At 72.9% G+C, this 26,874-nt stretch carries 25 protein-coding genes, 1 tRNA gene and 1 other RNA gene; 15 read left to right on the top strand and 12 right to left on the bottom strand.

All coding sequences use genetic code 11. The features are described 5' to 3' along the window. Window positions 1-64 precede the first annotated feature (64 nt). From ACN27G_RS21120 to ACN27G_RS21105, 4 genes are all read right to left on the bottom strand, one after another. Window positions 65-1,717, bottom strand: a complete 1,653-nt coding sequence (locus ACN27G_RS21120; protein WP_421494500.1) for an alkaline phosphatase D family protein — start codon at window positions 1,715-1,717, stop codon at window positions 65-67. A 123-nt stretch (window positions 1,718-1,840) separates the two neighbouring features. After that, complete coding sequence (locus tag ACN27G_RS21115) at window positions 1,841-2,638, bottom strand: ABC transporter permease (RefSeq protein WP_421494499.1); 798 nt, start codon at window positions 2,636-2,638, stop codon at window positions 1,841-1,843. Beyond that, on the bottom strand, window positions 2,625-3,536 hold the full coding sequence (locus ACN27G_RS21110; protein WP_421494498.1) for an ATP-binding cassette domain-containing protein: 912 nt from the start codon (window positions 3,534-3,536) through the stop codon (window positions 2,625-2,627). The genes ACN27G_RS21115 and ACN27G_RS21110 overlap by 14 nt, the downstream gene beginning before the upstream one ends. Continuing rightward, on the bottom strand, window positions 3,529-4,011 hold the full coding sequence (locus ACN27G_RS21105) for a GbsR/MarR family transcriptional regulator (RefSeq protein ID WP_421494497.1): 483 nt from the start codon (window positions 4,009-4,011) through the stop codon (window positions 3,529-3,531). Before ACN27G_RS21105 ends, ACN27G_RS21110 begins: the two co-directional genes overlap by 8 nt. 185 nt (window positions 4,012-4,196) lie before the next feature. Between ACN27G_RS21105 and ACN27G_RS21100 the strand changes: the two genes are divergently transcribed. The 5 genes from ACN27G_RS21100 to ACN27G_RS21080 all read left to right on the top strand — a co-directional run bounded on the left by ACN27G_RS21100 (window position 4,197) and on the right by ACN27G_RS21080 (window position 8,827). Then, entirely contained in the window at window positions 4,197-6,599 is a 2,403-nt protein-coding gene (locus tag ACN27G_RS21100; RefSeq protein ID WP_421497409.1) for a transketolase C-terminal domain-containing protein, read from the top strand. 111 nt (window positions 6,600-6,710) lie between these two features. Then, window positions 6,711-7,148 carry a DUF3052 domain-containing protein gene (locus ACN27G_RS21095; protein ID WP_421494496.1) on the top strand — a complete coding sequence of 146 codons (438 nt, stop codon included), beginning with the start codon at window positions 6,711-6,713 and terminating at the stop codon, window positions 7,146-7,148. 34 nt (window positions 7,149-7,182) lie between these two features. Next, window positions 7,183-7,647 carry a peroxiredoxin gene (locus tag ACN27G_RS21090; RefSeq protein WP_421494495.1) on the top strand — a complete coding sequence of 155 codons (465 nt, stop codon included), beginning with the start codon at window positions 7,183-7,185 and terminating at the stop codon, window positions 7,645-7,647. Between the two features lie 74 nt (window positions 7,648-7,721). Further along, window positions 7,722-7,793, top strand: a tRNA-Val gene (locus tag ACN27G_RS21085). A gap of 335 nt (window positions 7,794-8,128) precedes the next feature. Then, window positions 8,129-8,827 carry a DUF4142 domain-containing protein gene (locus ACN27G_RS21080; protein ID WP_421494494.1) on the top strand — a complete coding sequence of 233 codons (699 nt, stop codon included), beginning with the start codon at window positions 8,129-8,131 and terminating at the stop codon, window positions 8,825-8,827. A gap of 59 nt (window positions 8,828-8,886) precedes the next feature. Here ACN27G_RS21080 and ACN27G_RS21075 read toward each other — a convergent pair whose 3' ends face one another. From ACN27G_RS21075 to ACN27G_RS21060, 4 genes are all read right to left on the bottom strand, one after another. After that, window positions 8,887-9,096 (bottom strand): hypothetical protein, encoded by a 210-nt coding sequence (locus ACN27G_RS21075; protein WP_421494493.1) that lies wholly within the window; start codon window positions 9,094-9,096, stop codon window positions 8,887-8,889. Between the two features lie 82 nt (window positions 9,097-9,178). Further along, on the bottom strand, window positions 9,179-9,346 hold the full coding sequence (locus ACN27G_RS21070; RefSeq protein WP_421494492.1) for a hypothetical protein: 168 nt from the start codon (window positions 9,344-9,346) through the stop codon (window positions 9,179-9,181). Window positions 9,347-9,392: 46 nt separating this feature from the next. Continuing rightward, window positions 9,393-10,583, bottom strand: a complete 1,191-nt coding sequence (locus ACN27G_RS21065) for an ISAs1 family transposase (protein WP_421492187.1) — start codon at window positions 10,581-10,583, stop codon at window positions 9,393-9,395. Between the two features lie 134 nt (window positions 10,584-10,717). Then, window positions 10,718-10,858, bottom strand: a complete 141-nt coding sequence (locus ACN27G_RS21060; protein WP_421494491.1) for a zinc ribbon domain-containing protein — start codon at window positions 10,856-10,858, stop codon at window positions 10,718-10,720. Between the two features lie 249 nt (window positions 10,859-11,107). Between ACN27G_RS21060 and ACN27G_RS21055 the strand changes: the two genes are divergently transcribed. Then, window positions 11,108-14,680: an SNF2-related protein gene (locus ACN27G_RS21055; RefSeq protein ID WP_421494490.1), complete on the top strand. Its 3,573-nt coding sequence runs from the start codon at window positions 11,108-11,110 to the stop codon at window positions 14,678-14,680. After that, on the top strand, window positions 14,677-15,624 hold the full coding sequence (locus ACN27G_RS21050) for an SWIM zinc finger family protein (RefSeq protein WP_421494489.1): 948 nt from the start codon (window positions 14,677-14,679) through the stop codon (window positions 15,622-15,624). The genes ACN27G_RS21055 and ACN27G_RS21050 overlap by 4 nt, the downstream gene beginning before the upstream one ends. A gap of 74 nt (window positions 15,625-15,698) precedes the next feature. Here the strand turns inward: ACN27G_RS21050 and ACN27G_RS21045 are convergent, their stop codons facing one another. Together ACN27G_RS21045 and ACN27G_RS21040 are read right to left on the bottom strand one after the other, a co-directional pair. Beyond that, window positions 15,699-15,953 carry a DUF3040 domain-containing protein gene (locus ACN27G_RS21045; RefSeq protein WP_421494488.1) on the bottom strand — a complete coding sequence of 85 codons (255 nt, stop codon included), beginning with the start codon at window positions 15,951-15,953 and terminating at the stop codon, window positions 15,699-15,701. Between the two features lie 238 nt (window positions 15,954-16,191). Further along, window positions 16,192-16,878, bottom strand: coding sequence for a bifunctional DNA primase/polymerase (locus ACN27G_RS21040; protein ID WP_421494487.1), 687 nt, complete (start codon window positions 16,876-16,878; stop codon window positions 16,192-16,194). Between the two features lie 239 nt (window positions 16,879-17,117). On the opposite strand from ACN27G_RS21040, the gene ACN27G_RS21035 reads away from it, so the two are divergent. From ACN27G_RS21035 to ACN27G_RS21015, 5 genes are all read left to right on the top strand, one after another. Beyond that, complete coding sequence (locus ACN27G_RS21035; protein WP_421494486.1) at window positions 17,118-18,344, top strand: helix-turn-helix domain-containing protein; 1,227 nt, start codon at window positions 17,118-17,120, stop codon at window positions 18,342-18,344. A 55-nt stretch (window positions 18,345-18,399) separates the two neighbouring features. After that, complete coding sequence (locus ACN27G_RS21030; RefSeq protein WP_421494485.1) at window positions 18,400-18,969, top strand: flavoprotein; 570 nt, start codon at window positions 18,400-18,402, stop codon at window positions 18,967-18,969. Between the two features lie 105 nt (window positions 18,970-19,074). Then, window positions 19,075-19,968 (top strand): Nif3-like dinuclear metal center hexameric protein, encoded by an 894-nt coding sequence (locus ACN27G_RS21025; RefSeq protein ID WP_421494484.1) that lies wholly within the window; start codon window positions 19,075-19,077, stop codon window positions 19,966-19,968. After that, window positions 19,965-20,705: a zinc ribbon domain-containing protein gene (locus ACN27G_RS21020; RefSeq protein WP_421494483.1), complete on the top strand. Its 741-nt coding sequence runs from the start codon at window positions 19,965-19,967 to the stop codon at window positions 20,703-20,705. The genes ACN27G_RS21025 and ACN27G_RS21020 overlap by 4 nt, the downstream gene beginning before the upstream one ends. 123 nt (window positions 20,706-20,828) lie before the next feature. Then, the gene (locus ACN27G_RS21015; RefSeq protein ID WP_421494482.1) at window positions 20,829-21,998 is read left to right on the top strand and encodes a bifunctional RNase H/acid phosphatase; all 1,170 of its coding nucleotides are present in this window, start codon (window positions 20,829-20,831) and stop codon (window positions 21,996-21,998) included. A 45-nt stretch (window positions 21,999-22,043) separates the two neighbouring features. Here ACN27G_RS21015 and ACN27G_RS21010 read toward each other — a convergent pair whose 3' ends face one another. Then, window positions 22,044-22,916, bottom strand: coding sequence for an alpha/beta fold hydrolase (locus ACN27G_RS21010; RefSeq protein WP_421494481.1), 873 nt, complete (start codon window positions 22,914-22,916; stop codon window positions 22,044-22,046). Between the two features lie 297 nt (window positions 22,917-23,213). On the opposite strand from ACN27G_RS21010, the gene ACN27G_RS21005 reads away from it, so the two are divergent. Continuing rightward, window positions 23,214-23,459, top strand: coding sequence for a DUF3311 domain-containing protein (locus tag ACN27G_RS21005; RefSeq protein ID WP_421494480.1), 246 nt, complete (start codon window positions 23,214-23,216; stop codon window positions 23,457-23,459). A gap of 6 nt (window positions 23,460-23,465) precedes the next feature. Further along, window positions 23,466-25,151 carry a monocarboxylate uptake permease MctP gene (gene mctP, locus ACN27G_RS21000; protein ID WP_421494479.1) on the top strand — a complete coding sequence of 562 codons (1,686 nt, stop codon included), beginning with the start codon at window positions 23,466-23,468 and terminating at the stop codon, window positions 25,149-25,151. A gap of 139 nt (window positions 25,152-25,290) precedes the next feature. Here mctP and ACN27G_RS20995 read toward each other — a convergent pair whose 3' ends face one another. After that, window positions 25,291-26,127: a sulfite exporter TauE/SafE family protein gene (locus ACN27G_RS20995; RefSeq protein ID WP_421494478.1), complete on the bottom strand. Its 837-nt coding sequence runs from the start codon at window positions 26,125-26,127 to the stop codon at window positions 25,291-25,293. 141 nt (window positions 26,128-26,268) lie between these two features. On the opposite strand from ACN27G_RS20995, the gene rnpB reads away from it, so the two are divergent. Next, an RNA gene (rnpB, locus tag ACN27G_RS20990) (RNase P RNA component class A) lies at window positions 26,269-26,710 on the top strand. Window positions 26,711-26,874: the final 164 nt, after the last annotated feature.

The following is a 26,874-nucleotide window of genomic DNA, read 5'->3' as shown; positions in this document are numbered from 1 at the left end:
GAACCGGGCCGGCCAGGACCGCCGCCGACCCGACGGGACCATCGGGCCGGTGCGGTGGGAGGGCTCAGGGCCGGGCGTGCTCCCGGGCCGCGGTCTCGGCGGCCAGGTCCACCGTCGCCCGGGTGGTGGCGGTGGCGGGGTCCACCGGCCGGTCGTACGTCTGGTGCAGCCCCGGCACCCGGTCCTCGACCACGAACGACGCCCGGGTGTACGCCGGTGCGCCCGGCGTGGTCACGTACGGCAGCACCTTGAAGTCGGCCCGCAGTTCCCGGGGAGTGAACCTGGTCAGCACGTAGCCCCGCTGGTTGTTGTGGAACCGCAGGTGCGGGTTGTGCGGGAAGTACGGGTGGCTGCCGGTCACCGAGTCGGCGCCGTTGCCGCCGGAGGTGATCGACGAGCAGACCAGCTCGCTGCCGACCGTCCGGGAGGTCGGGTCGGCGTAGTCGAGCAACAGGTCGTCGGCCCAGTGCGCGTGCACGTCACCGGTGAGCACGACGGTGTTGCGCACCTTCGCCTCGACCCAGCCCCGGGTGACCCGGTCCCGGGAGGCGACGTACCCGTCCCAGGCGTCCATCGAGCCGAACCGGGCCGGGCCGGCGTCGCTGTCCCGCTGGCCGAAGAAGACCTGCTGGCCGAGGACGTCCCAGCGGGCGTCGGAGCGGCGGAAGCCGTCGATCAGCCAGCGCTCCTGCTCCGCCCCGGTGATCGAGCGGGCCGGGTCGAAGGCGGCCGGGCAGTCCCGGTTGCCGTCCCCGCAGGCCTGGTCGTCCCGGTACTGCCGGGTGTCGAGCATGTGGAAGGTGACCAACCGGCCCCAGCGGAGCCGGCGGTAGAGCTGCATGTCGATGCCGTGCGGGATCGAGGTGCGGCGCAGCGGCATGTTCTCGTAGTACGCCTGGAAGGCCGCCGCCCGCCGGGCCAGGAAGTCCGGCTGCGGGGTCTCGGGCCGCTCGTACACCTCGTCGGCCCAGTTGTTGTCGAGCTCGTGGTCGTCCCAGACCACCACCCAGGGCGCGACCTGGTGCGCGGCCTGCAGGTCCGGGTCGGACTTGTACTGGGCGTGCCGCTGCCGGTAGTTGGCCAGGGTGACGGTCTCCGGCCCCTCGTGGTCGCGCGGGTTCCCGCCCGGGATCGTGTACGAGTCCTTCGCGTACTCGTACTGGTAGTCGCCGAGGTGCAGGACGAGGTCCGGGTGCTCCTCGGCCAGGCGCCGGTAGGCGGTGAAGTAGCCGTGCTCGAACTGCGAGCAGGAGGCGAAGGCCATGGTCAGGGCGCCGCCCAGCGTCCAGAGCGGCGGTGCGGTGCGGGTCCGGCCGACCGGCGACGTGTGCCGCTCGGCGTGGAACCGGTAGAAGTACTCGCGTCCGGGGAGCAGGCCGTTCAGTTCGACGTGCACGGCGTGCCCGGACTGCGGCCGGGCCAGCGCGGTGCCCCGGCGTACGACGTGCCGGAACCGTTCGTCGGCGGCGAGTTCCCAGCGCACCGGCACGATGCGGTCCGGCATCCCGCCCAGGCCGTCCTCGGCGAGCGGGGTCGGTGCCAGCCGGGTCCAGAGGACGAAGCCGTCGGGGTCCGGGTCACCGGAGGCGACGCCGAGGGTGAACGGGTCGGCGGTCAGCGGGCGGGCGGCGGCGGCCGCGGCCGGCAGGCCGGTCACCGCGCCGGCGGCTCCGACGGCGGCGCCGGTGAGCAGGAGGGTACGGCGGGACAGGGCCATCGAGATCTCCCGGGGATCCGGTGGACAGGCTGGGAGCAGCCTGGCGAGCACCGGTTCCCCGGGTCGATCGTCCCGATAGCCACCTGCCGAACAGAAAGTAAAGAAAGAGCTGGCTTGCCCGGTTCAGACCGCGACGTCGCGCCGGCTGAACGCCCAGGTGCCGGCGGCGACCAGCAGGGCCGAGGTGCCGAGCAGCAGCAGCGAGCCGCCGGCCTGCACCCCGTTGACCAGCGGTTGACCGCCCATGTACCAGTGGAACGGGGAGAGTTCCGCTGCCCACTCCGCCCCCTCGACCTGCGGGAAGACCGAGTTGGCCAGGTATGCCAGCACGGCCACCCCGGCGCTGACGCCGAGCGCGACGGCCCGCCTGCCGGTTGCCGCGCCGACCGCGTACGCCAGGGCGCCGAAGGTCGTGCCGAGCAGTGCGAGCTGGAGGCTGGCCGCGCCGAACTCGCCCGCGCTCACCCCGTCGAACTGGGCCGGGCCGGTCAGCGCCAGCATCACCAGCCAGAGCAGCACGGTGATGACGGCGAGCCCGACCAGCAGCGCGGCGAAGCGCTGCACGGCGAGCCTGACCCGCCCGACCGGATGCGCGAGGATCAGGTCGAGGGTGCCGGCCTCCTCGTCCCCGGCCACCACCCTGGTGCCGGCGGCGATCGCGAAGACGGTGACCAGCAGCGGCACCAGCAGCCCGTAGACCGCGCTGCCGAGATAGCCGGCGGCGCTGGTCAGGTCGCTGTAGTTGAACGCCTCCATCAGCCCTTCCGGATAGGCTTCCAGCGCCTCCTGCATCTCCGGGGCCTGCATGGACGGCCAGAAGGCGGCGTACATGGCGGCGACGGCGGCGATCGCCACGGTCCAGCCCAGCAGGGACCGCCGGGTGTCGACGAGAGCCTTGGTGAACGGGTTACGCGGCAGCATGCTCGACCTCCCCGGTCGCGTAGTAGCCGAAGAAGAGCTCCTCCAGGTCGGGCTCCTCCGACAGCAGGCTCACCACGGAGTGCCGGGCGGCCGCCTTGACCAGCGCATCCGCCCGGCCGTCCAGCCGGCAGCGCAGGGTGCCACGCTCCAGGGTCGCGTCGCTGACCCCCGGGAGGGCGGCGAACTCGGCCAGCTCGACCGGACCGTCGAAGTGGATCTCCACTCGCCGGACCGCGCGTTCGCGCAGCTCCTCCACCCGTTCCACGGTGACCAGCCGGCCCTCCCGGACGATGCCGACCCGGTCGGCGGTCTGCTGCACCTCGCTCATCACGTGCGACGACATGAAGACCGTCTGCCCGGCGTCGCGGGCCTGGCGGACCAGCGCGACGAACTCCTGCTGCAGGAACGGGTCGAGCCCGCTGGTCGGCTCGTCGAGGATCAACAGCTCGGGGGAGTGCATGAAGGCCTGCACCACCCCGACCTTCTGCCGGTTGCCCCGGGAGAGGCTCCGGATCCGCCGGCCGAGGTCGAGGTCGAGCCGCTCGGCCAGCTCCTCGATCCGGCCACGCGGCACACCGCCGCGCAGGTTCGCCAGGTAGCCGAGAAGCTCCCGTCCGGTCTGCCGGCCGTCGACGACGAAGTCGCCGGCGAGATAGCCGATCCGGCGCCGCAGCGCCACCCCGTGCCGCCGCGGATCGTGGCCGAGCACGCTGACCCGGCCGCTGGTCGGGCGGATCAGGTCGAGCAGCAGCCGGATCGTGGTGGACTTGCCGGCGCCGTTCGGGCCGAGGAAGCCGTACACCTCGCCGGGCTCGACCCGCAGGTCGAGTCCGGCCAGGCCGCGGTTGCGGCCGTACCGCTTGACGAGTTGCTCGGTGCTGATGGCCGGGTCAGCCATCGGCCTCTCCCTTCCCGAGGTGTTCGGCCTTGAAGCGTTCGACCATGACGGGCAGTTCCCGCTCCACGTACGCGTAGAAGTCCCGGGTGATCCGCACCCGGTCGGCCCGGGACGAGTCCGGGCCGCCGGCCACGGTCACGCCCCGGTCCATCAGCTCGCGGAACATCCGGAACCTCGTCGGCTCGACGACGCTGCGGATGATGGCGTCCGGCGCGACCTCGTAGGCATGCCCGCGCCGGCCCGGCACCGGCACCCGGCGGACGAAACCGCCGCGCTCCAGCATCCGCATCCCGGTGCTGATCGAGCCCTTGGAGAGGTCGAGCGCGGCGGCCAGCTCGCCGCTGGTCTGCTGCGGCGGGTCGCAGATCAGCAGCCAGCCGAGCAGCTTGCCGTAGGCCGGGGTCAGGCCGATGGCCGCCAGGACGACCGCTGCCTCCTCGGCGTAGCGCCGCTCCGGGGAGAGTTCGGGTACCAATGATCCTCTTCTGTTCGAACGTTCAAGGAGTTCTGAACTTTCAGTCTATACCGGCTCGCCCGGGTGACAGAAGGGGTTACGGGTGTCTGAGTGGTCACGGGTGGCCGGCGTCGGTAATGCTGTCGGACGTGACCACCCCCCAAGATCTCGACGAGCGGTTCCGGGAGGCGGTCGGCGCCATCGAGGTGCCGGCGTCGTCCGGGCGTGCGGCCGACGAACCGGTCCGGGACGGCGGCACCCTCGACGGCCGTACCGCCCTGGATCTGTTCGACGCCCAACTCGTTAGCCGGCACCTGGATCTTGCGGCCCGCTGGCTGCGCAGCTTCGGTGAGGGGTTCTACACCATCGGCTCCGCCGGACACGAGGGCAACGCCGCGGTCGCGCTGGCGCTCCGGCCCACCGACCCGGCCCTGCTGCACTACCGGTCGGGCGCCTTCTACTGCGCCCGGGTGGCACAGCCCGGGTCCGGAGGCGCCGGCGGGACCGACGACCCGGCGCACCGGGTCGGGGTCACCGAACGGGTGGCCGAGGCGATGCGGGCTCCCGACGGCAACGGGAGCGCGGACGGGCACCGGGGCGACCCCGACGGGGCGGGCGCCTCCGACGCCGTCCTCGGCGCGGCCCGGGACGTCCTGCGCGGGGTGGTGGCCTCCGCCGACGAGCCGATCGCCGGCGGCCGGCACAAGGTCTTCGGCAACGCCGCCGTCGCGGTCGTGCCGACCACCTCGACCATCGCCTCGCACCTGCCCCGGGCGGTCGGGATCGGCTTCGCGGTCGAGCGGCTGCGCCGGCTCGGCGACGGGCGGGGCCGGCCGGGCGGGCGCCGGGCGGCCGGCGGTGCGGCGCGGCAGCGCGGCGAGGCCGAGTCGCCCTGGCCGAGCGACGCGATAGTGGTCTGCTCCTTCGGCGACGCCTCGGTCAACCACGCCAGCGCCGCCGCCGCGTTCAACACCGCCGGCTGGTGCGACCACACCGGGCTGCGCATCCCGGTGCTCTTCGTCTGCGAGGACAACGGGCTCGGCATCAGCGTCAAGTCCCCGGAGGGCTGGGTGGCGCAGACGCTGCGCGCCAGGCCCGGCATCCGGTACTTCGCCGCCGACGGCTGCGACCTGGTCGAGACGTACGACGTGGCGGTCGAGGCGGCCGCCTGGGTGCGCCGGCACCGGCGACCGGCCGTGCTGCACCTCTCCATGGTGCGGCTGATGGGGCACGCGGGGGCGGACGCCGAGGTGGCGTACCGGACCGCCGCCGAGATCGCCCGGGACGTGCAACGCGACCCGCTGGTCGCCACCGCCCGGCTGCTCGCCGGGGCCGGCCTGGTCACCCCGGAGGAGCTGATCGCCCGCTACGACGAGGTCGGCTGGCAGGTGCGCAAGGTCGCCGAGGAGGTGCTCGGCGAGCGCAAGCTGGCCAGCGCGGCGGACGTCGTGGCGCCGCTGGCGCCGAGGCGCCCGGTCCGGGTCGCCCGGGCGGTCACCGACGCCGCCGGCCGGGCCGCCGGGCCGGCCGCCGCGGCCCGGAGCGCCGCCTTCGACGGCAAGCTGCCGGAGCAGGCCGGCCCGCTCACCCTGGCCCAGACCATCAACGCCGCGCTCGCCGACGGGTTGCTCGACTATCCGCAGATGACCGTCTTCGGCGAGGACGTGGCGGCCAAGGGCGGCGTCTACGGGGTCACCAAGGGCCTGCGGGACCGGTTCGGCGCTCCCCGGGTCTTCGACACGCTGCTGGACGAGACCTCGATCCTCGGGCTCGGCCTCGGCGCCGGGCTGAGCGGGATGCTGCCGGTGCCGGAGATCCAGTACCTGGCCTACCTGCACAACGCCGAGGACCAGCTCCGGGGCGAGGCGGCGACCATGCAGTACTTCTCCCGGGGCGCCTACCGCAACCCGATGGTGGTCCGGATCGCCGGGCTGGCGTACCAGGACGGGTTCGGCGGGCACTTCCACAACGACAACTCGCTCGCCGTTCTCCGGGACGTGCCGGGCCTGGTGCTCGCGGTGCCGTCCCGGGCCGACGACGCCGCGCCGATGCTGCGTTCCTGCCTGGCGGGCGCGGCGGTCGACGGGAGCGTCTGCGTCTTCCTGGAGCCGATCGCGCTCTACCACACCCGCGACCTGCACGCCGACGGCGACGACGAGTGGCTGGCGCCCTATCTCGGTCCGGGCGGCTGGACGGCGAGCCACGTGCCGATCGGCCGGGGCCGGGTCTACGGCGTCGGCTCGGCCGAGGACGTCACGATCATCACGTTCGGTAACGGCGTACGGATGTCGCTGCGCGCCGCCGCCAAGCTGGCCGAGGAGGAGATCGGCACCCGCGTGCTGGACCTGCGCTGGCTGGCCCCGCTGCCGGTCGCGGACATCATCCGGGAGGCCCAGGCGACCGGCCGGGTGCTGGTCGTGGACGAGACGCGCCGCTCCGGCGGGGTCGGTGAGGGCGTGGTGGCGGCGCTGGTTGATGCCGGTTTTGTCGGTTCTGCCCGTAGGGTAGCTTCTATCGATACCTTCGTCCCGTTGGGTCCGGCCGCCCGGCATGTCCTGGTCTCCGAGGAGGCCATTACCCAGGGTGCCCGGACGCTGCTGGCACGGTAAATTCCCTTCGACTCGGTGCGCCACTTGCGCGCGGCGGGACAACTGTGTGGACTTTGCGTCATCGGCGTCGCACCGGCGCCGCTGGCAGTGGAGATGAGGAGGCACGTGACAGTGAGCGCGACCGCTGGTCAGGCCGCCGACGGCGTACGGAGTCTGGCGGACCGGTTCGGCATCGAGCCGGGGATGGTCGTCATGGAGATGGGCTACGACGACGACGTCGACCAGGATCTCCGGGACGCCCTGACCGATCGCTGCGGAGAGCTGGTGGACGAGGACACCGACGAGGTCGTGGACTCGGTCCTGCTCTGGTATCGGGACGGCGACGGTGACCTGTTCGAACTGTTGGTCGACGCCCTCGGCCCGCTGGCCGACAACGGTGTGGTGTGGCTGCTGACGCCCAAGGCCGGGCGGGAGGGGCACGTCGAGCCGAGCGAGGTCAGCGAGACGGCGGTAACCGCCGGCCTCCAGCAGACGTCGACCCTGAACGCCGGCAAGGACTGGAGCGGAGCCCGACTTGTCCTCCGCCGGGGGGCCAAGGCCAAGAAGTAGCCGGGTCCGGTGCCGCACGACCAGGGAGCCCCGCATGCCGATCGACGTCGGCGCGCAAGCGCCGGACTTCGTGCTGAAGGACCAGAACAACCAACTCGTACGCCTGGCGGAGCTGCGGGGGCGCCGGGTCGTGCTGCTGGTCTTCTATCCGCTGGCGTTCACCGGCACCTGCCAGGGCGAGCTGGGTGAGCTGCAGGAGAACCTCCACGAATACCAGAACGGCGACGTGCAGGTGTTGACGGTCAGCGTCGACTCGGTCTACGTGCACAGGGTGTGGGCCGACCGGGAGGGCTACGCGTTCCCGCTGCTGGCCGACTTCTGGCCGCACGGGGCGGTGGCCCGGGCGTACGGCGTCTTCAACGAGGCCGCCGGGGTTGCCGACCGGGGCACGTTCGTCGTCGACCGGGCCGGTACGGTGCGCTTCGCCGAGCTGAACCCGCCCGGCGAGCCGCGCGACCAGGCAGGATGGCGTAAGGCCCTGGTCGCGGCGCTAACCTGAGCGAACTGGGTGGAGCAGGCACCGGGGCGGCAGGGTAAGCTTGCCGCCGCCGGTAGGCTCCGCGCGGGCACTCCGGGCGCGTAGCTCAGTGGGAGAGCACTCGCCTTACAAGCGAGGGGTCGCAGGTTCGAAACCTGCCGCGCCCACCGACCGACCCCGACAGGTCGTCCCACCCTGGCGTGCGACCCCGCCCCGCCGCCTCCGGGCCGGACGGGAGCCGCCGACCCACATCACCACGCCGCCCCCACCACCGCGCCGTCGGCCGGTTTCCCGCCCGCGCCGCGGGCTCCGCCCGGACCGTCGCTACCCGCCGGTATAGGTTTCCTTTAAGTGTGGCCTAAGCTTCGCTCTCCTCGGCCGTCCGAGATTGACTCATAAGCGCGCCTACCCATACGGTCCTGATCGATGACTCCATTGCCACTTTGGCGTCGCTTTATGGGAGGTTGACTACGTGGCCACGGCCCGATCTGCGGTAAAGGCAATGCGCCGGACGGCTGCTCTGCTGGCCGGCCTGGTGGTCGGATTGCTCGCGCTGCCCGGGGTGGCGGTAGCCGCGCCGGCCGGGCCGACCCAGCTCGGCGCCGCCGACATGGCGCTGCTGAGCGGCGTCCGCCTGGCCGGGCTCTGGGAGATGCCGGCCGGGCAGATGGCGGCCGAGAAGGGCGACAGCGAACGCGTCCGGCAGATCGGCGACGAGATCGCCAAGCAGCACGTGGAGTTGGACCAGCTCACCGTCGAGGCGGCCAACAAGTTGGGCGTCCAGTTGCCCACCGAGCCGACCGACCAGCAGAAGGGCTGGATCACGGAGATGACGAACGCGTCCGGGGCGCGGTTCGACCGGATCTTCGTGGACCGGCTGCGCGCGGCGCACGGCGCGATCTTCCCGGTCATCGGCGCGGTCCGGTCGGGCACCCGGAACGAGATCGTCCGCAAGCTCGCCGAGCAGGCCAACGACTTCGTGATGAACCACATGATCCTGCTGGAGAGCACCGGTCTGGTCCGGTACGCCGAACTGCCCCCGGTGGTGGTCCCCGCGCCGGTGGACAACTCGCTCGCCGCCAACGCCAAGGCGAACGCGGAGTTCGGCGTCGGCCTGAACACGACGGTCATCTGGGCGGTACTGCTCGGTGCGCTGGCGCTCGGCGGCATCGCCACCGTCCGGGTGTTCCGGGGCAAGTAGCCGGGCCCGGCCGTCGAAGGGCCCCCTTCTCAGGGCGGGGCCGGCCATCCGAGGAGCCTTCAGGCGGGGGCCGGCCCCCGCCACCGGTACAGCCACGGCGGCCCCTCGCCGAGGACCGCCTCCAGTTCGTAGATGTCGGCGCGGGCGAGCCCGCCGTCGGCCAGGTGGTGGTGGGTGAGCGGCGGCCGGCCGTGTACGTCGAGGTCGACGATCACGCTGCCGCCGTCGCCCGCACCACCGACCAACGGGATCTCCGTGGTGGCCTCCATGTCGCCATCCTGCCGCCGGAGCGGTCCCGGCGCAGCCGATCGCCGTTGCCGTCGCCCGGTCACCGCCACCGGTAGTGCAGGGTCACCGCCACTGGTAGTGCAGGTCGGCGAGCCCGACGCCGATGCTGACCCGGGCCAGTACGGTGGTGAGCAGGGCCTGCCGCTGCTCCTGAGGGACGTCGCGGGCGGCCGGACCGTACGTCGACGCGACGTGCGCCCAGACGGTCTGCTCGGTCTGCTCGGCCGGCACCCAGGGGCGCGGGCACTGCCGGCGGGGGCAGCCGTAGTATCCAGGGTCATTGCGTAGTCGGGTAGCTGCTGGTGACGGTGGTGATGAGGTCGTGGGGTCGGCGGTTGGCGCGTCGGGTGGCTCGGGCGATGTTGGTCTCGCCGTTGCCGCGATGGAATCCGATCGCGGTGTTTCGCAGGACCGCCGCGACGGCGGGTCCGGTGCCGGTGCGGGCTCGGTGGGAGTCCTCGCCGAAAGTCACATCGCGGACCCAGTGCAGCCGGTTCTCGATATGCCATTCCAGCCGGGCCCATTCCTGCAGGTCAGCAGGCTGGGCGTGGACGGCGGGTAACGATGCCACCAGATAGACCGTCTCCCGCGTTCGCTTGCCAGCCACGGTGCGGGTACGGGTGATCCGGACCGCCTGCTGAGCATGAGGAAAGCCGATGCCGCCGGGAGTCTGCAGGGTCAGCGCCTTGACGGTGCGGGTTTCGTGGCGGCTGTGTCCGGTGTCGCGGTGCTGGTCCCCGACCGGCACCTGCGCCCACGGCAACTGCTTGAGCTGGGCGTACAAGGTCGGCTGGTTGGCCTTGACCGACACGTACAGGTCCCCGCCGGCAGCGGCGACAGCTCGGGCGTGGGCGAGCTGTGTGTGCAGGGCGTCCGCGACGATCACCACCCCGGCCAGGCTGCCCAGCCGTGCCGTGACCTGTTCCAGCAGCGGGGCGAACGCCGGGATTTCGTTCGACTTCGCCGCGACCTGCACCTGCGCCAGGACCACACCGGTCGAGGTGTCGTAGGCCGACAGCAGATGGACCCGTCCCTCGGGCAGAACCGCGCCCCGCAGCACCTTGCCATCAACGGCGATGACCCGCCGCACCGGCGGCGGCGCCGACACCCGCGAGCACAGCCAGTCGGCCAGGACCGCCGTCAACATCTCGGCGTCGACGCGGACCAGCAGCCGCCACACCGTGGTCAGCACCGGTATCCGGCCGGTGAACCCGAGCCGGCCCCACGCCGGCGCATCGAGATCATCAACCCAGTCGACGATCGCGGCGAACGTGCAAGCCCCGGCCATCACCGCGCACACCGCGACCGCGAGCACGCTGGTCAGGGGATAGCGGATCCCTCGCGGGTCACGCGGGTCAGGAACCCGCGCCAGGGCCTCCAGCAGGCCAAACGCCTCATGACCGGCAGCCGTGCTGTCGGACGGGGTAGGGGCGTGCCGGCGGATCACGTCGATCAGCGATGATGACATGCGCGGGTGTGGTCCTTCTCGGTGTCATGTTGTCTCAGCAACACGATGATCACCGACGGGCCGCACCCGTACCGCATCACCCTCCACACAGGTCACGGCACCGCGTACAGCCAGGTCAGACGCACCTCGATCGACTACGCAAAGACCCTGCCGTAGTATCGCCGCCCGCTGGAGGAGAAGGACGGGATCAGCAGTTCGCCGCACGGCCCGCAGGAGAGCAGTCCGCGGAGCAGGTAGCGCCCTGGCGTGGCACGCTGCACGATGGGAAACTCCATGATCACCACCTCGCCTCATGGCGCCGACACATCCATGCCTATCGTCATCTTGACCGTTAGTACGGCCGCCGGGGCGCAACTGTTCGATTCGTGACTGGGTAAAGGCAAAAAGATTGCCAGAAAGCTCGCCGGGCGTTCGCGGTTATCTGCCGTACCGGCGACGCGGGCGAGGAGACCGGCGGCGGTGCCGGAGGGAGTGCTAGAAAGGGAGCCGCCTGCTGACGTCTCCCGCCGAGAAGGGATCTGTGCGTGCTGGTCGTCCACGGGATGTGGCTGGCCGGCGGTCGGCTCGCGGTGTGGGGGGAGGACTCCGCGCTGCCCGCCCGGCCGCCGCGCCGGCCCGGTCGCCCGCCCCGGCACCGGCCGCACCCGTTCGCGGCCGGACATCCCGCGCTGGCCGGCGCGCTCGGCGAACTCGCCGCGAAGGCGACCACCGGCAGCGCCCTGCTCGCCCTGCCCACCAGGGACGGTGCTCCGGTCGACTCGGCGGAACTGGTCCGGACGGAGCCGGTCGAGCCGGCCCGCGGACCGGTCGGTCTCGCGGCGTGGCGGGTGCCGGTCCTGGAGTACGACGCCGACCATGCGCTGCCGGTGCTGCTCGCGTTCGGCGGGGGTGAGTCGTTCGGCGGCCGGGAGGCGCCCACCGGCCGGGATCGGTCCGGCCCGGAGCCGTCCGGCCGGGATCGGCGCGGCCGGCGCCGGTCACCCGCCGGCCGGGTTGCCGATCGCGAACAGCCAGCCGGCGGCGGAGCGGCTGTCGGCGGCGGAGCGGCTGCCGACCGTGAGCCGCTCGGTGGCAGCGAGCCGGCCGGTGGCAGCGAAGCCGACGGGTCGGGGCCGCCGGTTCCGGGTGCGTCGCTGCGGCACCTCGCCGGGCTGGCGGAGTTCGCGGTCGAGCTCGTCCGGCGTGGCCGCACCCTGCCCGGCCTCGCCCTGCCGACCACGCCCGGCGATGCCGCCGGCAGGTCGGGTGCCGCCCTGGCCGGCCCCGGCGCTCCGGCCGGCTCCCGTGGCACGCGCGGCTCCGCCCGACCCGGCGGCTCGGCGCGGTCGGTTCGGGCGGTGTGGCGTCCGCTGCTCACCGGGGCCGATGCCGGCTGGGCCCGAGCGCTGGCGATGGCACTGCCGCCGGCGGCCCGCGCCGCGCTCGATCCGCCTGCGGCCGGGGCATCCGCCCCGGACTCCGACAGCGGCTCGGCAACCACCCGGCCGGAGAACGCCCGTACCGGACCGGGAGCGGCGCCGCCGGTTGACGCTGCCGGAGCGAGCGGCTCGGCGGCAGCCACCGTCGCCGACGCCCTGGACGCGCTCACCGACGCCGCCGCCCGGACGCCCCTGGAGGGCGTACGCCTGATCGGGGCCGGCGCCGGAGACGCCGCCGTGCGAGCCTGGCTCCGGGCGCTGACCGGGCGGCAGCGAGACTTCACCGCCGAGCCGGCGGCCGTCGCCGAACTGGAGCGCGAGTTGCGCGCCTGGCAGCGGGATGCCGTCGGCAGCCCGGTACGGGCCTGCTTCCGGCTGGTCGAGCCGCCCGTGCCGGCCGACGTCGCCGTGGTACTCGATCCGGACGCCGTTGACGCTCGGGGCGCACCAGAGGCCGCCGACCGCCTGGACGCCCCGGACGCCGCCGACGGCCTGGCGGGGGCGCAGCGGCGCTGGCGGGTGGAGTTCGCGCTCCAGGCCGCCGACGAGCCGAGCCTGGTGGTCGGGGCGGACCGGATCTGGGCGGCCCGGGGTGAGCTGCGGGCGTTGGCCCGGCACCTGGCGGCGCCGCAGGAGACGCTCCTGACCGAGCTGGGCCGGGCCAGCCGGCTCTGGCCGGACCTGGACGACGCGCTGCGCACGGCGGCGCCGGAGGCGCTGGAACTGGAGACCGAGGGAGCGCACCGGTTCCTCCGGGAGGGCGCACCGGTGCTGCACTCCGCCGGCTTCGGGGTGCTGCTGCCCTCCTGGTGGCAGCGGCCCGGCGCCCGGCTCGGGGCCAGGTTGCAGGCGAAGACCCGGACCGCGCCGGGGACGGTCGCCTCGCGCAGCGCGCTGGGCATGGAGGCGCTTGTCGACTACGAGTGGGAGCTGGCCCTCGGCGACCAGCGGCTCTCCGCCGACGAGCTGCGGGCGCTGGCCAGGCTGAAGACGCCGCTGGTCCGGCTCCGCGGGCAGTGGGTGGAGTTGGACGCGAAACGTCTCGCCGCCGGGCTCAAGCTGCTGCGCGGCGGCGGCGAGCTGACCGTGGGCGACCTGCTCCGGCTGGGACTGGCCGCCCAGGACGACCCGGAGGCGCTGCCGGTGCTCGGGGTCGGTGCCGACGGCCCGCTCGGGGACCTGCTCGCCGGCCAGGCCGAGCGGCACCTCACCCCGCGGGACGCGCCGGAGTCGTTCCGGGGGACGCTGCGGCCGTACCAGCGGCGTGGGCTGGCCTGGCTGGCGTTCCTGCAGTCGCTCGGCCTCGGCGGCATCCTCGCCGACGACATGGGGCTGGGCAAGACGATCATGCTGCTCGCCCTGCTCGCCGGTGACCCCGCCGACAGCGGCCCGACCCTGCTGGTCTGCCCGATGTCGCTGGTCGGCAACTGGCAGCGGGAGGCGGCCCGGTTCGTGCCGGAGCTGCGGGTGCACGTACACCATGGTGCCGAGCGGCCGCGCGGGGCGGAGTTCGCCGCGGCGGTCCGGGACGCGGACCTGGTGCTCACCACCTACTCGCTGGCGGCCCGGGACGCCGCCGCGCTCGGCGAGGTCGACTGGCACCGGATCGTGGTCGACGAGGCACAGTCGATCAAGAACGCCGCGACCCGGCAGGCCGCCGCGGTCCGGTCACTGCCGGCCCGGCACCGGGTGGCGGTCACCGGTACGCCGGTGGAGAACCGCCTCGCCGACCTCTGGTCCATCATGGAGTTCGCCAACCCCGGCCTGCTCGGCGCCGCCTCGGCCTTCAAGAAGCGCTACGCCGAGCCGATCGAGCGGCACGGCGACGACGAGGCCGCCGCCCGGCTGCGCCGGATCACCGGTCCCTTCGTGCTGCGCCGGGTCAAGACCGATAGGTCGATCATCACCGACCTGCCGGAGAAACTGGAGATGGAGGTGCTCTGCAACCTCACCCGCGAGCAGGCGTCGCTCTACCAGGCCGTGGTCGACGACATGATGGCCAGGATCGAGTCCAGCGAGGGCATCGAGCGGCGCGGGCTGGTGCTGGCCACCATGACCCGGCTCAAGCAGGTCTGCAACCACCCCGCGCAGGTGCTCCGGGACGGCTCGGCGCTGCCCGGCCGCTCCGGCAAGCTCGCCCGGCTGGAGGAGATCCTGGACGAGGCGCTGGCGGCCGGGGAGAAGGCCCTGATCTTCACCCAGTACGCCGAGTTCGGCGGGATGCTCCGCGCCCACCTCGCCGCCCGGTTCGGCCGGGAGGTGCTCTTCCTGCACGGCGGCGCCGGCAAGGCGGAGCGGGACGCGATGGTGGCCCGCTTCCAGGACGGGGACGGGGACGGGGCCGGCGGTCCGGCCCTCTTCATCCTCTCCCTGAAGGCCGGCGGCACCGGCCTGACCCTGACCGCCGCCAACCACGTCATCCACGTCGACCGGTGGTGGAATCCGGCGGTCGAGGACCAGGCCACCGACCGGGCGTTCCGGATCGGCCAGCGCCGCGCCGTGCAGGTACGCAAGTTCGTCTGCGCCGGCACCGTGGAGGAGAAGGTCGCGGCGATGATCGCCGAGAAGCGGGGGCTGGCCGCCCGGATCGTCGGCAGCGGTGAACAGTGGCTGACCGAACTCTCCACCTCGGAGCTGCGCCACCTCTTCGCCCTGGAGAGCGGGGCGGTGGTGGAGTGACCGACTTCCGTGAGTACGGCCGGCCGCGCCGGGTCGACGGGGGACTGCGGGCCCGCAGCACCCGGGGGGCGATCGGCCGGTCCTGGTGGTCCCGGCGCTTTCTGGACGTGCTGGAGTCCTTCGCGCTCGGCACCCGGCTGACCCGGGGCCGCTCCTACGCCCGCGCCGGGCAGGTGCTGTCGCTGGAGGTGGCGCCGGGCGAGGTGACCGCCGTGGTGCAGGGCTCCCGGCCGAAGCCGTACCAGGTGTCGATCCGGTTCCGGCCCTTCGCCGAGCGGCTCTGGACCCGGATCGAGACGCAGCTCGCCGCGCAGGCGCTGTTCAGCGCCCGACTGCTCGCCGGGGAGGTACCGCCCGAGCTGGAGGAGCTTTTCGTCGAGGCGGGTGCGCCCCTCTTTCCGGCCGGCGTGGACGAGCTGGCGCAGCGCTGCGACTGCCCCGACTTCGCGGTGCCGTGCAAGCACCTGGCCGCGACCTTCTACCTGCTCGCCGAGGCATTCGACGCGGACCCGTTCCAGCTACTGCGCTGGCGGGGACGGGACCGCGAGCAGTTGCTGGCCCGGCTACGGGAGTTGCGTGGCACCGCCGCACCCGGTACCCGGGGCGCGGACGGCGGTACCCGGCGCGCGGACGGCGGTACGCGGCGCGCGGCGGGTGCGGGGCTGCCGGCCGGGAGGCCGGATCCGGGCACTCCTGTGCCGAGCGCCCCACCGCCGGTCGGTGCCGGGTTGGCCCTCGCCGACCTGCCCGCCGAGGCGCTGGCCGGGACACTCGACCGGTTCTGGGTCTCCCCGGTGCCGCTGCCGTCCCGCGCCCCCACCCTGGCCACCGAGCCGGAACTCGTGCTGCGCCAGCTCGGCCCGCCCGGCGCGGCGATCGGCGGGCCGGGGCTGGCCGAGCGGCTCCGCCGCGCCTACCTGCGGTTCGGCACAGACGAGACCTGAGCGCATCCGGCCGTGCGGCCACCCGACCGACGGTTATCCGACCGCCGGAGGCGCCCGGCGGCCGCGATCATCGGTCACCGCACTCGCCGGGCCTGCCACATCATCAGCGTGGCCGCGACCAGGACCGCCGGGGCGACCGCGACGGCGAGCCAACCGCCGAGCACCACCAGGGCGGGCACGGTGGCCCAGAGTACGAAGGTCAACACGAGTATCAGCCGGGCGCGGCGGAATTTTCCCCGGTCGCCCAGCCGGGCGACGAACTCGGGATCGGTAACCCGGAGCTGGTGCGTGATCTCGTCAAACCGGCGCTGATCCTCTTTGCTGAGCATGGCGTAGGCCCTCTCCTCAGGCGTCAACCAGTCCGGCGCCGGATTACCCGGTCCGGGGCGGCTCTCACGCTCCTGCTGCCCCTGCTACCGGCCACGATGCGTCAGCTACCTGCCACGATGCGGCCGCCCGGCGTTCGGGACGCCATCCCGGCCGGTAGTTCCCGACCGGCGACGGAGCGGCGAAACACCTCCTCGGCGACCACACGCGGACAACCGGGGACGGCCCGGTAGCAACCGCCTACCATCCACCGCCGCGGCGCTGGGCCGGCAGGTGTGCCGGAAAGAGCGGCTCGGGCAGGGTCGGCGCGACGGCGTCCACCGCCTCGACGATCAACTCCTGGACCCCGTACGGTTCGGCGAGGCGCCAGCGGGTCTCCTCCGGCGACACCACCCAGCGCACCGTCCCCTCCGGCAGCCTGGTCGGCGGGGCCGGTATCCAGGAACCGGAGCCGTGCCGGACCACGTAGAGGCTCTGCTCCAGTTCGGGACGGAGCGGTTCGCCGGGGCGTACCAGGAACATCCACCGCCCGGCCGGGGTGACCGCCACCGGCCCGCGAGCCTGCCCGGAGGCGGCGCCGTGCAGCCGGGGGCGGGCCCGCTCCAGCGCGTACCGGCCGAGGTAGGCGGGGACCTCCAGGACGTCGAAGGCGCGTCCGGTGGCCAGCAGGATGGAGTGCGGGCGGAGCCGCCACCAGGTCGCGACCCGGGCCGGATCGGCGGTGGCGCTGCGTTCCCACTGCTCCAGCGCGGGATGGCAGCCGGTTGTCGGGCAGCCGGCCCGGCCACACACGAACCGGTGCCGGGCGAGGCACGCGCCGGGGGTGACGTCCCAGCCGTGTCCGGCGTAACGCACCGCGATACGGCGCAGACGGACCCGGTCGAGTTGAGCAAAACGGACCGAAGGCGGACGGACTTTCTGCCACATCTCTGCGAACCCCCTATTTTTGTCGATCAACGCCAGGTATGCAGGTCGAAGCCCGTCACTGGCGCCGGACGCGGTCGTTTGTCCGGGCAGACAGCCGCAAGCCTCATCGAAAGCTAAGAGCAGTCGGCTGCGGAGTGACGTACATGCTGTGCGACCAGCGCAGACGTGAGTGGCACCCGGTTTCTCACCGGCGCGGTTCCCCCCGACCGGACCGCCGACGCAGAAAGGAGGGGCCGGACGTGGACGAGCTTCCGATCGGACGTCGTGTCGCCTACTGGCGCGGTCGCCGAAAAATGTCGCAGCAGGTATTCGCCGACCGGCTCGGAAAGTCGAAGAGCTGGGTGGACAAGGTCGAGCGGGGAGTGCGCCGGCTGGACAAGTTCTCGGTGCTGTACGAGATCGCGGACGTACTCCAGCTCGACGCCCAACTGCTGCTCGGCAAGGAGCCGGAACGCCGGGCCGACGGGCTCACCTGCATCGACGAGGTCGAGGTGGAGGAGATCCGCTCCGCCCTGGAGCGCTACGACTCGATGAGTACGCTGCTGACCGCCCTTCCGCAGCCGCCCTCGCTGGCCGAGATGACCAAGTCGGTCAACCACGCCTGGCTGACCTACCAGTACGCCCGGTACGGCGTGCTCTCCCGGGCGCTGCCGAAGCTGCTCCGGGACGCCCAGGCGCTGGACAGCGTGGCGGGCGGCGACGACTCCGCCAGGGCCGCACACCTGCTCGGGCAGGTCTACCAGATCGCCTCCTCGGCGCTGCGCAAGCTCGGCGAGTACGAGCTGGCCTGGCTCGCCGCCGACCGCTCGATGGCGGTCTCCCAGCGGGCCGACGACGACCTGCTGGCCGGGGTCGCCACCTTCCGGGTCGGCAACGCCCTGCTCGCGCTCGGCCGGGCCCGGCCGGCGCTCGAGGTCAACGTGAGCATCGCCAACCGCCTCGCGCCGGGCAGCGGCCGCGAGCCGGAACGACTCTCCGTCTACGGCATGCTGCTGTTGCAGGGGGCGATGGCGGCGGCCCGGATGGGCGACAACAACACGGTCAAGGATCTGGTCAACGAGGCCAAGGAGGCCGCCGACCGGCTGGGCGGCGACGAGAACCACTACTGGACCTGCTTCGGCCCGACCAACGTGGAGCTGCACCGGGCGGCGGCGGCGGTGGAGCTGGGCGAGGGCGGCAACGCGGTCATCACCCACGAGCGGTCGATCGTGGGGCGGGACGGGTTCCACACGCTGCTGCCGGAGCGGCGGGCGCACCACATGCTGGATCTCGCCCGGGGGTTCGCCCAGATCGGCGACCTGGACCGGGCGGGAGAGGCGCTGGTCGACGGCGACCGGCTGGCCCCGTCCGAGATCCGCTGCCGGCCCATCGCGCACGAGGTGATGTCGAACGTGCTGCGTCGCACACGGGGTGCGCCGCCGGCGCCGATAGCGGAGTTAGCTGAGCAGATGGGGGTCGGCATCTGACGCCTCCCCACCGGAGCTAGCTGGAGCTGGAGGCCGTGCCGTGGATGATCGTCCGATGACGGAGGCGACCGGGTCGCGGGTGCTGTACGTGTTGGCCTGCGGTTCGCCGCTGGCCCGGCACGTCGGGCGGCTGGTGACCTGCGCGCAGCGCGAGGGCTGGGACGTCTGTGTGGTGCTGACCCCGGACGGGACGAAGTTCGTCGACGCGCCGGCACTGGGCCGGCAGACCGGGCACCCGGTGCGGTCGACGTACAAGAACCCGGGCGACCCCGACGTGCTGCCGGCCGCGGACGCGATGATCGTGGCACCGGCGACGGTGAACACGATCAACAAGTGGGCCGCCGGGATAGCCGACACCCTCGCCCTCGGCCTGCTGGTCGAAGGGCTCGGCATGGGGTTGCCGATCGTGGCGATGCCGTTCACCAACTCCGCCATGGCGGCGCATCCGGCCTTCCGGACCAGCCTCGCCCGGCTGCGGGACTGGGACGTCACGGTGCTCTTCGGCGACCAGGTCATGCCGCTGCACGCACCGGGCACCGGCGAGCGCCACCTGGAGGGTTTTCCCTGGGAGATGGCGGTGAGCGCGCTGCGGGCCAGGCTCTCGGTCAGCGGCCAGCTCGGCTGACCGTGCCGCCGGCCCCGGCTGGCCGGCGGGTGCGGCCGCACCCGGTGGCGGTGTCGGGCGGCGGTCGGCGCCGCCGCCCGGCCGGCGCCGGTAAGCTGGGCCGCCGTGGGTGCATCGGGATCTGGCACGGTCAGTCTGGCCGACGTCGTGGCGGCGCTGGACGAGCGCTATCCGCCGGCCTGGGCCGAAGGCTGGGATCGGGTGGGGCTGGTGGTCGGCGAGCCGTCCGCGCCGGTACGCCGGATCTGCTTCGTGGTGGACGTGGTGCCGGAGACCGTCGCCGAGGCGCTCGGGCACGGCGCGGACCTGATCGTCGCGCACCACCCGCTGCTGCTGCGGGGTGTCTCGTCGGTGGCCGCGACCACCTACAAGGGCCGGATCGTGCACCAGTTGATCAAGAATGACGTGGCGCTCCACGTCGCGCACACCAACGCCGACGTGGCCGACCCCGGTGTCTCCGGCGCGCTCGCCGCCCGGCTCGGCCTGACCGGGCTGCGCCCGCTGCGCCCGGCCGACCCGTCCGGCCCGGCCGCCGGCCAGGGGCGGGGGTTCGGGCGCGTCGGGCGGCTGCCGGAGCCGATGAGCCTGGCCGAGTTCACCGGGTACGCGGCCCGGGCACTCCCGCCGACCGCCTGGGGCGTACGCGCCGCCGGCGACCCGGCGCGGACGATCTCGACCGTCGCGGTCAGCGGCGGGGCCGGCGACTCCTTCCTCGGTGACGCCCTCCGGGCCGGCGTCGACGCCTTCCTCACCGCCGACCTGCGGCACCACCCGGTCAGCGAGTATCTGGCCGAGGAAGGGCCGGCGCTGCTCGACGCCGCGCACTGGGCGACCGAGCGGCCCTGGCTCGACGACGTCGCCGCGCACCTGGGCGAACGCCTTCCCGTCGACACCGTCGTGTCCGACCTGGACACGGATCCGTGGACGGTGCACGCGGCGTCTCCCGTACCGCCCGTGGTAACCCCCGCTTCCCCCGTGGACAAGGAGACCCGCCGATGAAGGCCGACCCGAAGGACCAGCGCCGCCTGCTCGACGTGCAGGCGATCGACACGGCGCTCGCCCAGCTCGCCCACCGGCGCCGCACGCTGCCCGAGCACGCCGAGTTGGAGGCGCTGGCCCGGGAGCTCTCCGCGCTGGAGGACGAGCGGGTCCGCGCCCAGGTGGCCGTCGACGACCTGGACCGGGACATCGCCCGGCTGGAGCGCGACGTCGAGCAGGTCCGGGTCCGCAAGGACCGCGACCAGGCCCGGCTGACCGGCGGTTCGGGGCCGGCCCGCGAGCTGGAGGCGCTCCAGCACGAGCTGGCCTCGCTCAACCGGCGGCAGTCCGAGCTGGAGGACGCCGAGCTGGAGCTGATGGAGCAGCGGGAGACCGCGCAGGGCGTACTGGACGGGATCGAGCAGCGGCTGGTCGCGGTGCGGGAGCGGCGCGCGGAGACCGAGCAGCGGCGGGACCGGTCGCTGGCCGAGATCGCCAGGGACGAGGAGTTCAGGGCCGGTTCGCGGCAGCCGCTCGTGGCCGACCTTCCGGGCGACCTGGTGGCGCTCTACGACAAGATCCGGGAGGCGTCGGGCGGGCTCGGCGCTGCCCTGGTGGCGGGCGGGCGCTGCGGCGGCTGCCGGCTGGAGCTGTACGGCGCGGACCGGGCCCGGATCAAGGCCGCCGACCCGGACGAGGTGGTGCGCTGCGAGGAGTGCCGCCGCATCATGGTGCGCACCGCCGAGTCCGGCCTGTGACCGCGGTGAACGCGACCGCTGCCGGTGCCGGTGCCGGTGCCAGTATCGGTGGCGGTGGCGGTGGCGGCACTGCTGGTACCAGCGGCGGCGTCGGCGCGGGTGGCGGGACCGGGGGGTGGGCCCGTGCCCGGTCGTAGGGTCGTGGTGGAGGCCGACGGCGGCGCCCGGGGCAATCCCGGCCCGGCCGGCTTCGGTGCGGTGGTCCGGGACGCCGCCACCGGCGAGGTGCTGGCCGAGCGCTCCGAGTCGATCGGCGTGGCCACCAACAACGTCGCCGAATACCGTGGCCTGATCGCCGGTCTGGAGGCCGCCCGCGAGGCGGGCGCCAGCGGCGTCGAGGTGCGGATGGACTCCAAGCTGGTCGTCGAGCAGATGGCGGGCCGCTGGCAGATCAAGAATCCGGGGCTGCGCCCGCTCGCCGCGCAGGCGGCCGGCCTGGTCCGCAGGTTCGACACGGTGACGTACACCTGGATTCCCCGGGAGCGCAACCGGCACGCCGACGCGCTCGCCAACGCGGCGATGGACCTGGCCGCCGGGGTGGCGCCGGAGGTGGCCCGGGACAGCGCGGCCGAGGCGCGGGCGGCGCCGCCGGCCGACCCGACCGGGCGGGCCGAGGCGCACGAGACGGCAGCCCAGGGCTCGACCGCGAAGAGCTCCTGGGAGCCTCGGCCGGCCCGGACCGCCACTCGGCTGCTGCTGCTCCGGCACGGCGAGACGGAGTACACCGCGCAGGGACGCTATTCCGGCCGCGGCGACGTGCCGCTGTCGGACCGAGGGCTGGCCCAGTCCGGTGCGACGGCCCGGCGGGTGGCCGGGCTGGTCGACTCGGTCGCGGCCGTGGTCAGCTCACCGCTGTCCCGGTGCACGACGATGGCCCGGATCGTGGCCGGCGGGCTCGGCGACCCGCCGGTGGTGGTCGAGCCGGACCTTATCGAGTGCGACTTCGGCGAGTGGGAGGGGCACACCTTCGCCGAGGTGCGCGAGCGCTGGCCGACCGAGCTCGACGCCTGGCTGGCCTCGCCCGAGGTGGCCCCGCCGGGCGGGGAGTCCTTCGTGGCGGTCGGCGCCCGGGTGGGCCGGGCGGTGGCGAAGCTGCTGGCCGGCTATCCGGGGGAGACCGTGGTGGTGGTCTCGCACGTCTCGCCGGTGAAGATCGCGCTCCGCGACGCGCTCGCCGCGACCGACGCCTTCCTGCACCGGCTCTACCTCGACCCGGCCGGTCTGTCGATCATGGACATCTGGCCCGACGGCGGCATGGCGGTCCGCACCGTCAACGACACCGCCCACCTGTAAGGAAGGGCCCCCGCATATCGCTTTTTGTATATGCGGGGGCCCTTCCTAACACCTCGGGCGTTCCTCGCCGAGGAAGGTGAGCACGGTCTTGACGAACCGGGACGGGTCGTCGAGCCAGGGGAAGTGGCTGGTCGCGTCCTGCACCACGACCTCGGCGCGCGGGAGGAGCGCGGCGAGCGCGTGGGCCGCCTCCGGGGTCGGGGCCGGGTCCAGCGCGCCGGCCACGACCAGCACCGGGGCGTCGAGCCCGGCCAGGGCCGCGCGGACCGCCGAGGTCTGCGGGGCGAAGGCGTCGTAGAAGCCGGCGGCCGCCGCGTCCGGCCGCTCCCACTCCTCCGCCTCGGCGTGCGCGCGGGCCCGCTCGTCCCACCGGCCGTACGCGAAGGGCGCGGCCCCCGTGCGCAGCGGCTCCACCTCCGCCGGCCCGGCTCCCCGGGCCGCCGCCTCCTGCCAGGCGTCCATCGCCGCCTTCGCCTCCGCGTACCACCACTGGGTGGAGCGGGCCGCGACCGCCTCGGTGAAGCCGAGCGTCTCCAGCCCGACCGCGCGCAGCCCGGGGGTGACCAGCACCAGCCGGTCCAGCCGGTCCGGATGCCGGGCGGCGTAGAGTGCCGCCAGGTTGCCGGCGGCCGAGTGGGCGAGCAGCTCCATCCGGTCGAGTCCGAGGTGGAGCCGGAACGCCTCGACGTCGTCGAGGAGTCGTTCGCACCGGTAGCTCGTCGGATCCTCCGGGACCGCCGACTCGCCGCTGCCCCGGAGGTCGAGCATGAGCAGGGTGCGTTCCCGGCTCAGCCCGCCGAGGTCGCCGAGATAGCTGGACGCCCGGGCCGGCCCGCCCGGCAGGCAGACCAGCGGCGGCCCGGAGCCCTGGACGTGGTACGCGAGTTCCGTGCTGTCGTACGAGGAGAATCGCGGCACCCGGCCAGCATTCCAACCGGCCGACCCCCGATCAAGAGGTATCGCCGCACTTCGATGTCTTCTTTATACGTGAAAGACTTTTTTGTACGGCGGTATGCGTGATCGATCACCATTCGGCGCACCATGCTCGCCGTTGGGCGCACCGGACCGGTTTCCGCGACGTGACCGGCGTCACTCTGCCCTAACCTCCGGCGGCACACATTGGTCAACGACGACATGTCCCGGATCGACGGACGACTCGACCGACGGCCGGATCCGACAGGTGGGTCACGAGGCCGAGCAGAGCGAGGAGATGGCATGAGCGAACCTGATACGGGGGCGGCCGCCGCCGAGGTGGTGTCGAAGTCGCGGGCGAGGGACCACAGCCCGTGGAACTGGCTGCTCTTCGTCCCGATCGTGGTGCCGCTGATCACGCCGCTGTTCAACGCGGACTCGCCCCGGATCTTCGGCTTCCCGCTCTTCTACTGGCTCCAGCTGGTCTTCATCCTGCTCGGGGTCGGGACCACCACGCTCGTCTACCAGATGACGAAGAAGCGGAGGTGACCGGCGATGTGGCAGGACCACCTCACTGAGATCATCATCTTCGCGCTGCTCTTCCTGCTGGTCAGCGGGATGGGCTTCGTGGCCGCCCGGTGGCGGGCGCCGAGCAACATGGCGCACCTCGACGAGTGGGGCCTGGGCGGGCGCAGCTTCGGCGGCTGGATCACCTGGTTCCTGGTCGGCGGCGACCTCTACACCGCGTACACCTTCGTGGCCGTGCCGGCGCTGCTCTTCGGAGCCGGTGCGGCCGGGTTCTTCGCCGTGCCGTACACGATCATCATCTATCCGCTGGTCTTCCTGGTGCTGGTCCGGCTCTGGTCGGTCTCGCACCGGCACGGCTTCGTCACCCCGGCCGACTTCGTCCGGAAGCGGTTCGACTCGCCGACCCTGGCGCTGATCATCGCGATCACCGGGATCGTCGCGACGATGCCGTACATCGCGCTCCAGCTCGTCGGCATCGAGGCGGTGCTCAAGACGATGGGGGTCACCGGGGAGAGCACCATCGCCCGGCACCTGCCGATCATCGTCGCCTTCGCCATCCTGGCCGCCTACACCTACCAGTCCGGGCTGCGGGCACCCGCGCTGATCGCCTTCGTCAAGGACACGCTGATCTACGTCGTGATCCTGGTGGCGATCGTCTACCTGCCCTACAAGCTGGGCGGCTGGGGGAGCATCTTCGACGCGGCGGACGCCAAGTTCGACGCCAGCCCGTCACCGAACGACGGCATCACGCTCAACGCCAACAACCAGGTGCAGTACATCACCCTGGCCCTCGGCTCGGCGCTGGCGCTCTTCCTCTACCCGCACAGCCTCACCGGCGTACTGGCCAGCCGGAGCCGGGACGTGATCAAGCGGAACATGTCGGCGCTGCCGGCGTACAGCCTGCTGCTGGGGTTGATCGCCCTGCTCGGGTACGCCGCCATCGCGGCCGAGGTGACCCCGCTGCCCGGCGCGACCGAGGGCAGCGTGGACAACAACACGGTGGTGCCGCTGCTGTTCGAGCAGCAGTTCCCGAGCTGGTTCGCCGGGGTCGCGTTCGCCGCGATCGGGATCGGCGCGCTGGTGCCGGCCGCCATCATGTCGATCGCGGCGGCGAACCTCTTCACCCGCAACATCTACAAGGAGTACCTGCGCCGGGACGCCACCGCCGCGCAGGAGGCGAACGTCTCCAAGATCACGTCGCTGGTGGTGAAGGTCGGTGCGGTCGCCTGCATCGTCTTCCTCGACCCGCAGTTCTCGATCGACCTCCAGCTCATCGGCGGCGTCATCATCCTGCAGACGCTGCCGGCGGTCGCGCTCGGCCTCTACACCCGCTGGTTCCACCGGGGCGCCCTGGTCGCCGGCTGGGCCGCCGGGATGGGCCTGGGCATGTGGATGCTCTACCAGATTCCGAACGCGGCGACCGGGCGGGCACACTTCGGCGGGTCCGCCTTTCCGCTGGAGAAGTTCGGCTTCGACGGCTCGGCCAAGACCATCTACGTCGGTCTGGTCGCGGTCGCGGTCAACCTGCTGGTCGCGGTGATCATCACGCTGGTCCTGCGGGCGGCGAAGGTGGCCGACGGGGTCGACGGGACCGAGCAGGACGACTACTTCGCCGACGAGGGCGACCCGCGCCTCGTACCCACGCCCCGCCCGCCGGCCGAGCTGGCCGAGGAAACCAGTCCCGAATCCACCGAATCCGCGCCGAAGGTCTGACCGACCGGCACACACGGAACCTCACCACCCCGCCCCGGGCTGATCCCCGTGGCCAGGGCAGGCAACCCCGAGATTCGGGTACGCCGACCTGGTCACGGGGATCTCGTGTCCGTGCCGAGCGGCGGGGCGACCGGGCGGGTCACGTCCAGGCGCGGTAGAGCAGCAGCAGGCCGATCGCCGTACCGAAGACCACGATCACGGTCTTGAGCACCTCGGGCGGGAGCCGGCGGACGAGCCGGGCGCCCGCGTACCCCCCGACGATGGTCGCGGGGGCGACCACCGCGACGGCGGTCCAGTTCACCGGGCCGAACGCGGCGAAGGCGATGACCGTGGTCAGCCCGACCACGGCGGAGAGCAGATTCTTGATCGCGGTGATCCGGGTCAGCGTCTCCGTCAGCACCAGCGCCAGCCCGGCCACCAGCATGACTCCGAGGGCGGCACCGAAGTATCCGCCGTAGACCGCGCCGACCACGACCATCACGTGCAACCCGACCGTCTGCCGGGAGGCGCCGCGCACCGTCGCCGTGCGGGCTGGTGCCGGTGCGAGGGCTGGCACGGGTGCGGGTGTGGGCGGCACCGGGCCGGCGCCGCCGCGACCCTGCCGGACCAGGCGGCGAAGCTGGTCCTGGAACGCCAGCAGGGCGGTCGCGCCCAGCACCAGGAACGGCACGACCACCTCGAACGCGCGGGCGGGGGTGGAGAGCAGCAGCGCGCAGCCGGCGGCGGTGCCGAGCACCGTGCCGGGAATCAGCCGGAGCAGCCAGCGGCGGTCCGGCAGGTCCGCCCGGCTCCCGTAGACGCTGGCCAGATAGCCGGGACAGACCGCCATCGAGTTGCTGACGTTGGCCGGGATCGGCGGCAGGCCGACCGCGATCATGGCGGGAAAGGTGATCAGCGAGCCGCCGCCGGCCACCGCGTTGACCATGCCCGCGGCGAGCCCGGCAGCGAGCAGCAGCAGCGCCTCGGGAAAATCCATAGCCAGTCGAGGCTAATCGGCCCCGCCGGACGGCGATCGACGCCCTGCCGGCCGTCCCGCACGATGACGCCGGGCACGCCCGGTATCGCGGGCCGGTGGATCGCTCTTCCGGATCATGGCTAAACTCGGGTACGCGACGGACGAGTCGACCGGGCGGTCGCGTCGGCGAGCGCGAGCCCGCCGCCGAGGAACGTCCGGACTCCACAGGGCAGGGTGGTTGCTAACGGCAACCCGGGGTGACCCGCGGGAAAGTGCCACAGAAAACAGACCGCCGGGCGGATGGTTTGCGCGGGAACGCGCCGATCGACCGATCCGGTAAGGGTGAAACGGTGGAGTAAGAGCCCACCAGCATCCCGGGTGACCGGGATGGCTCGGTAAACCCCACCCGGAGCAAGGCCAAGACAGGGCCATCACCGAAAGGCGACGGCCCGCGCAGGCGTTCGAGGGCTGCCCGCCCGATGCCTGCGGGTAGGCCGCTGGAGCCTGCCGGCAACGGTAGGCCGAGATGGATGACCGCCGCTGGCGCTCACCCGGCAACGGGTGCACGCCGGGACAGAATCCGGCGTACAGGTCGACTCGTCCGTCGTACCCCAGGTCGCGGTCCTGATCGAGGTCCGTGACCTGCGTCTTTGTCTGGTGCTGTTGGCTGGCCTTGGTCACCGTTGGGCGGCGCCTGACGGCCGGCGACAGCCGAGCTGGCCCCAGCGACGACCCCGGGAATGATTCTTGAATCTCCGTTTAGACTTG

Origin of the sequence: Plantactinospora sp. WMMB334 (assembly GCF_049179095.1) — a bacterium.
GTDB lineage: Bacteria > Actinomycetota > Actinomycetes > Mycobacteriales > Micromonosporaceae > Plantactinospora.
The sequence above is the reverse complement of the archived record's forward strand: the minus strand, read 5'-3'. Positions and strand labels throughout refer to the sequence as shown.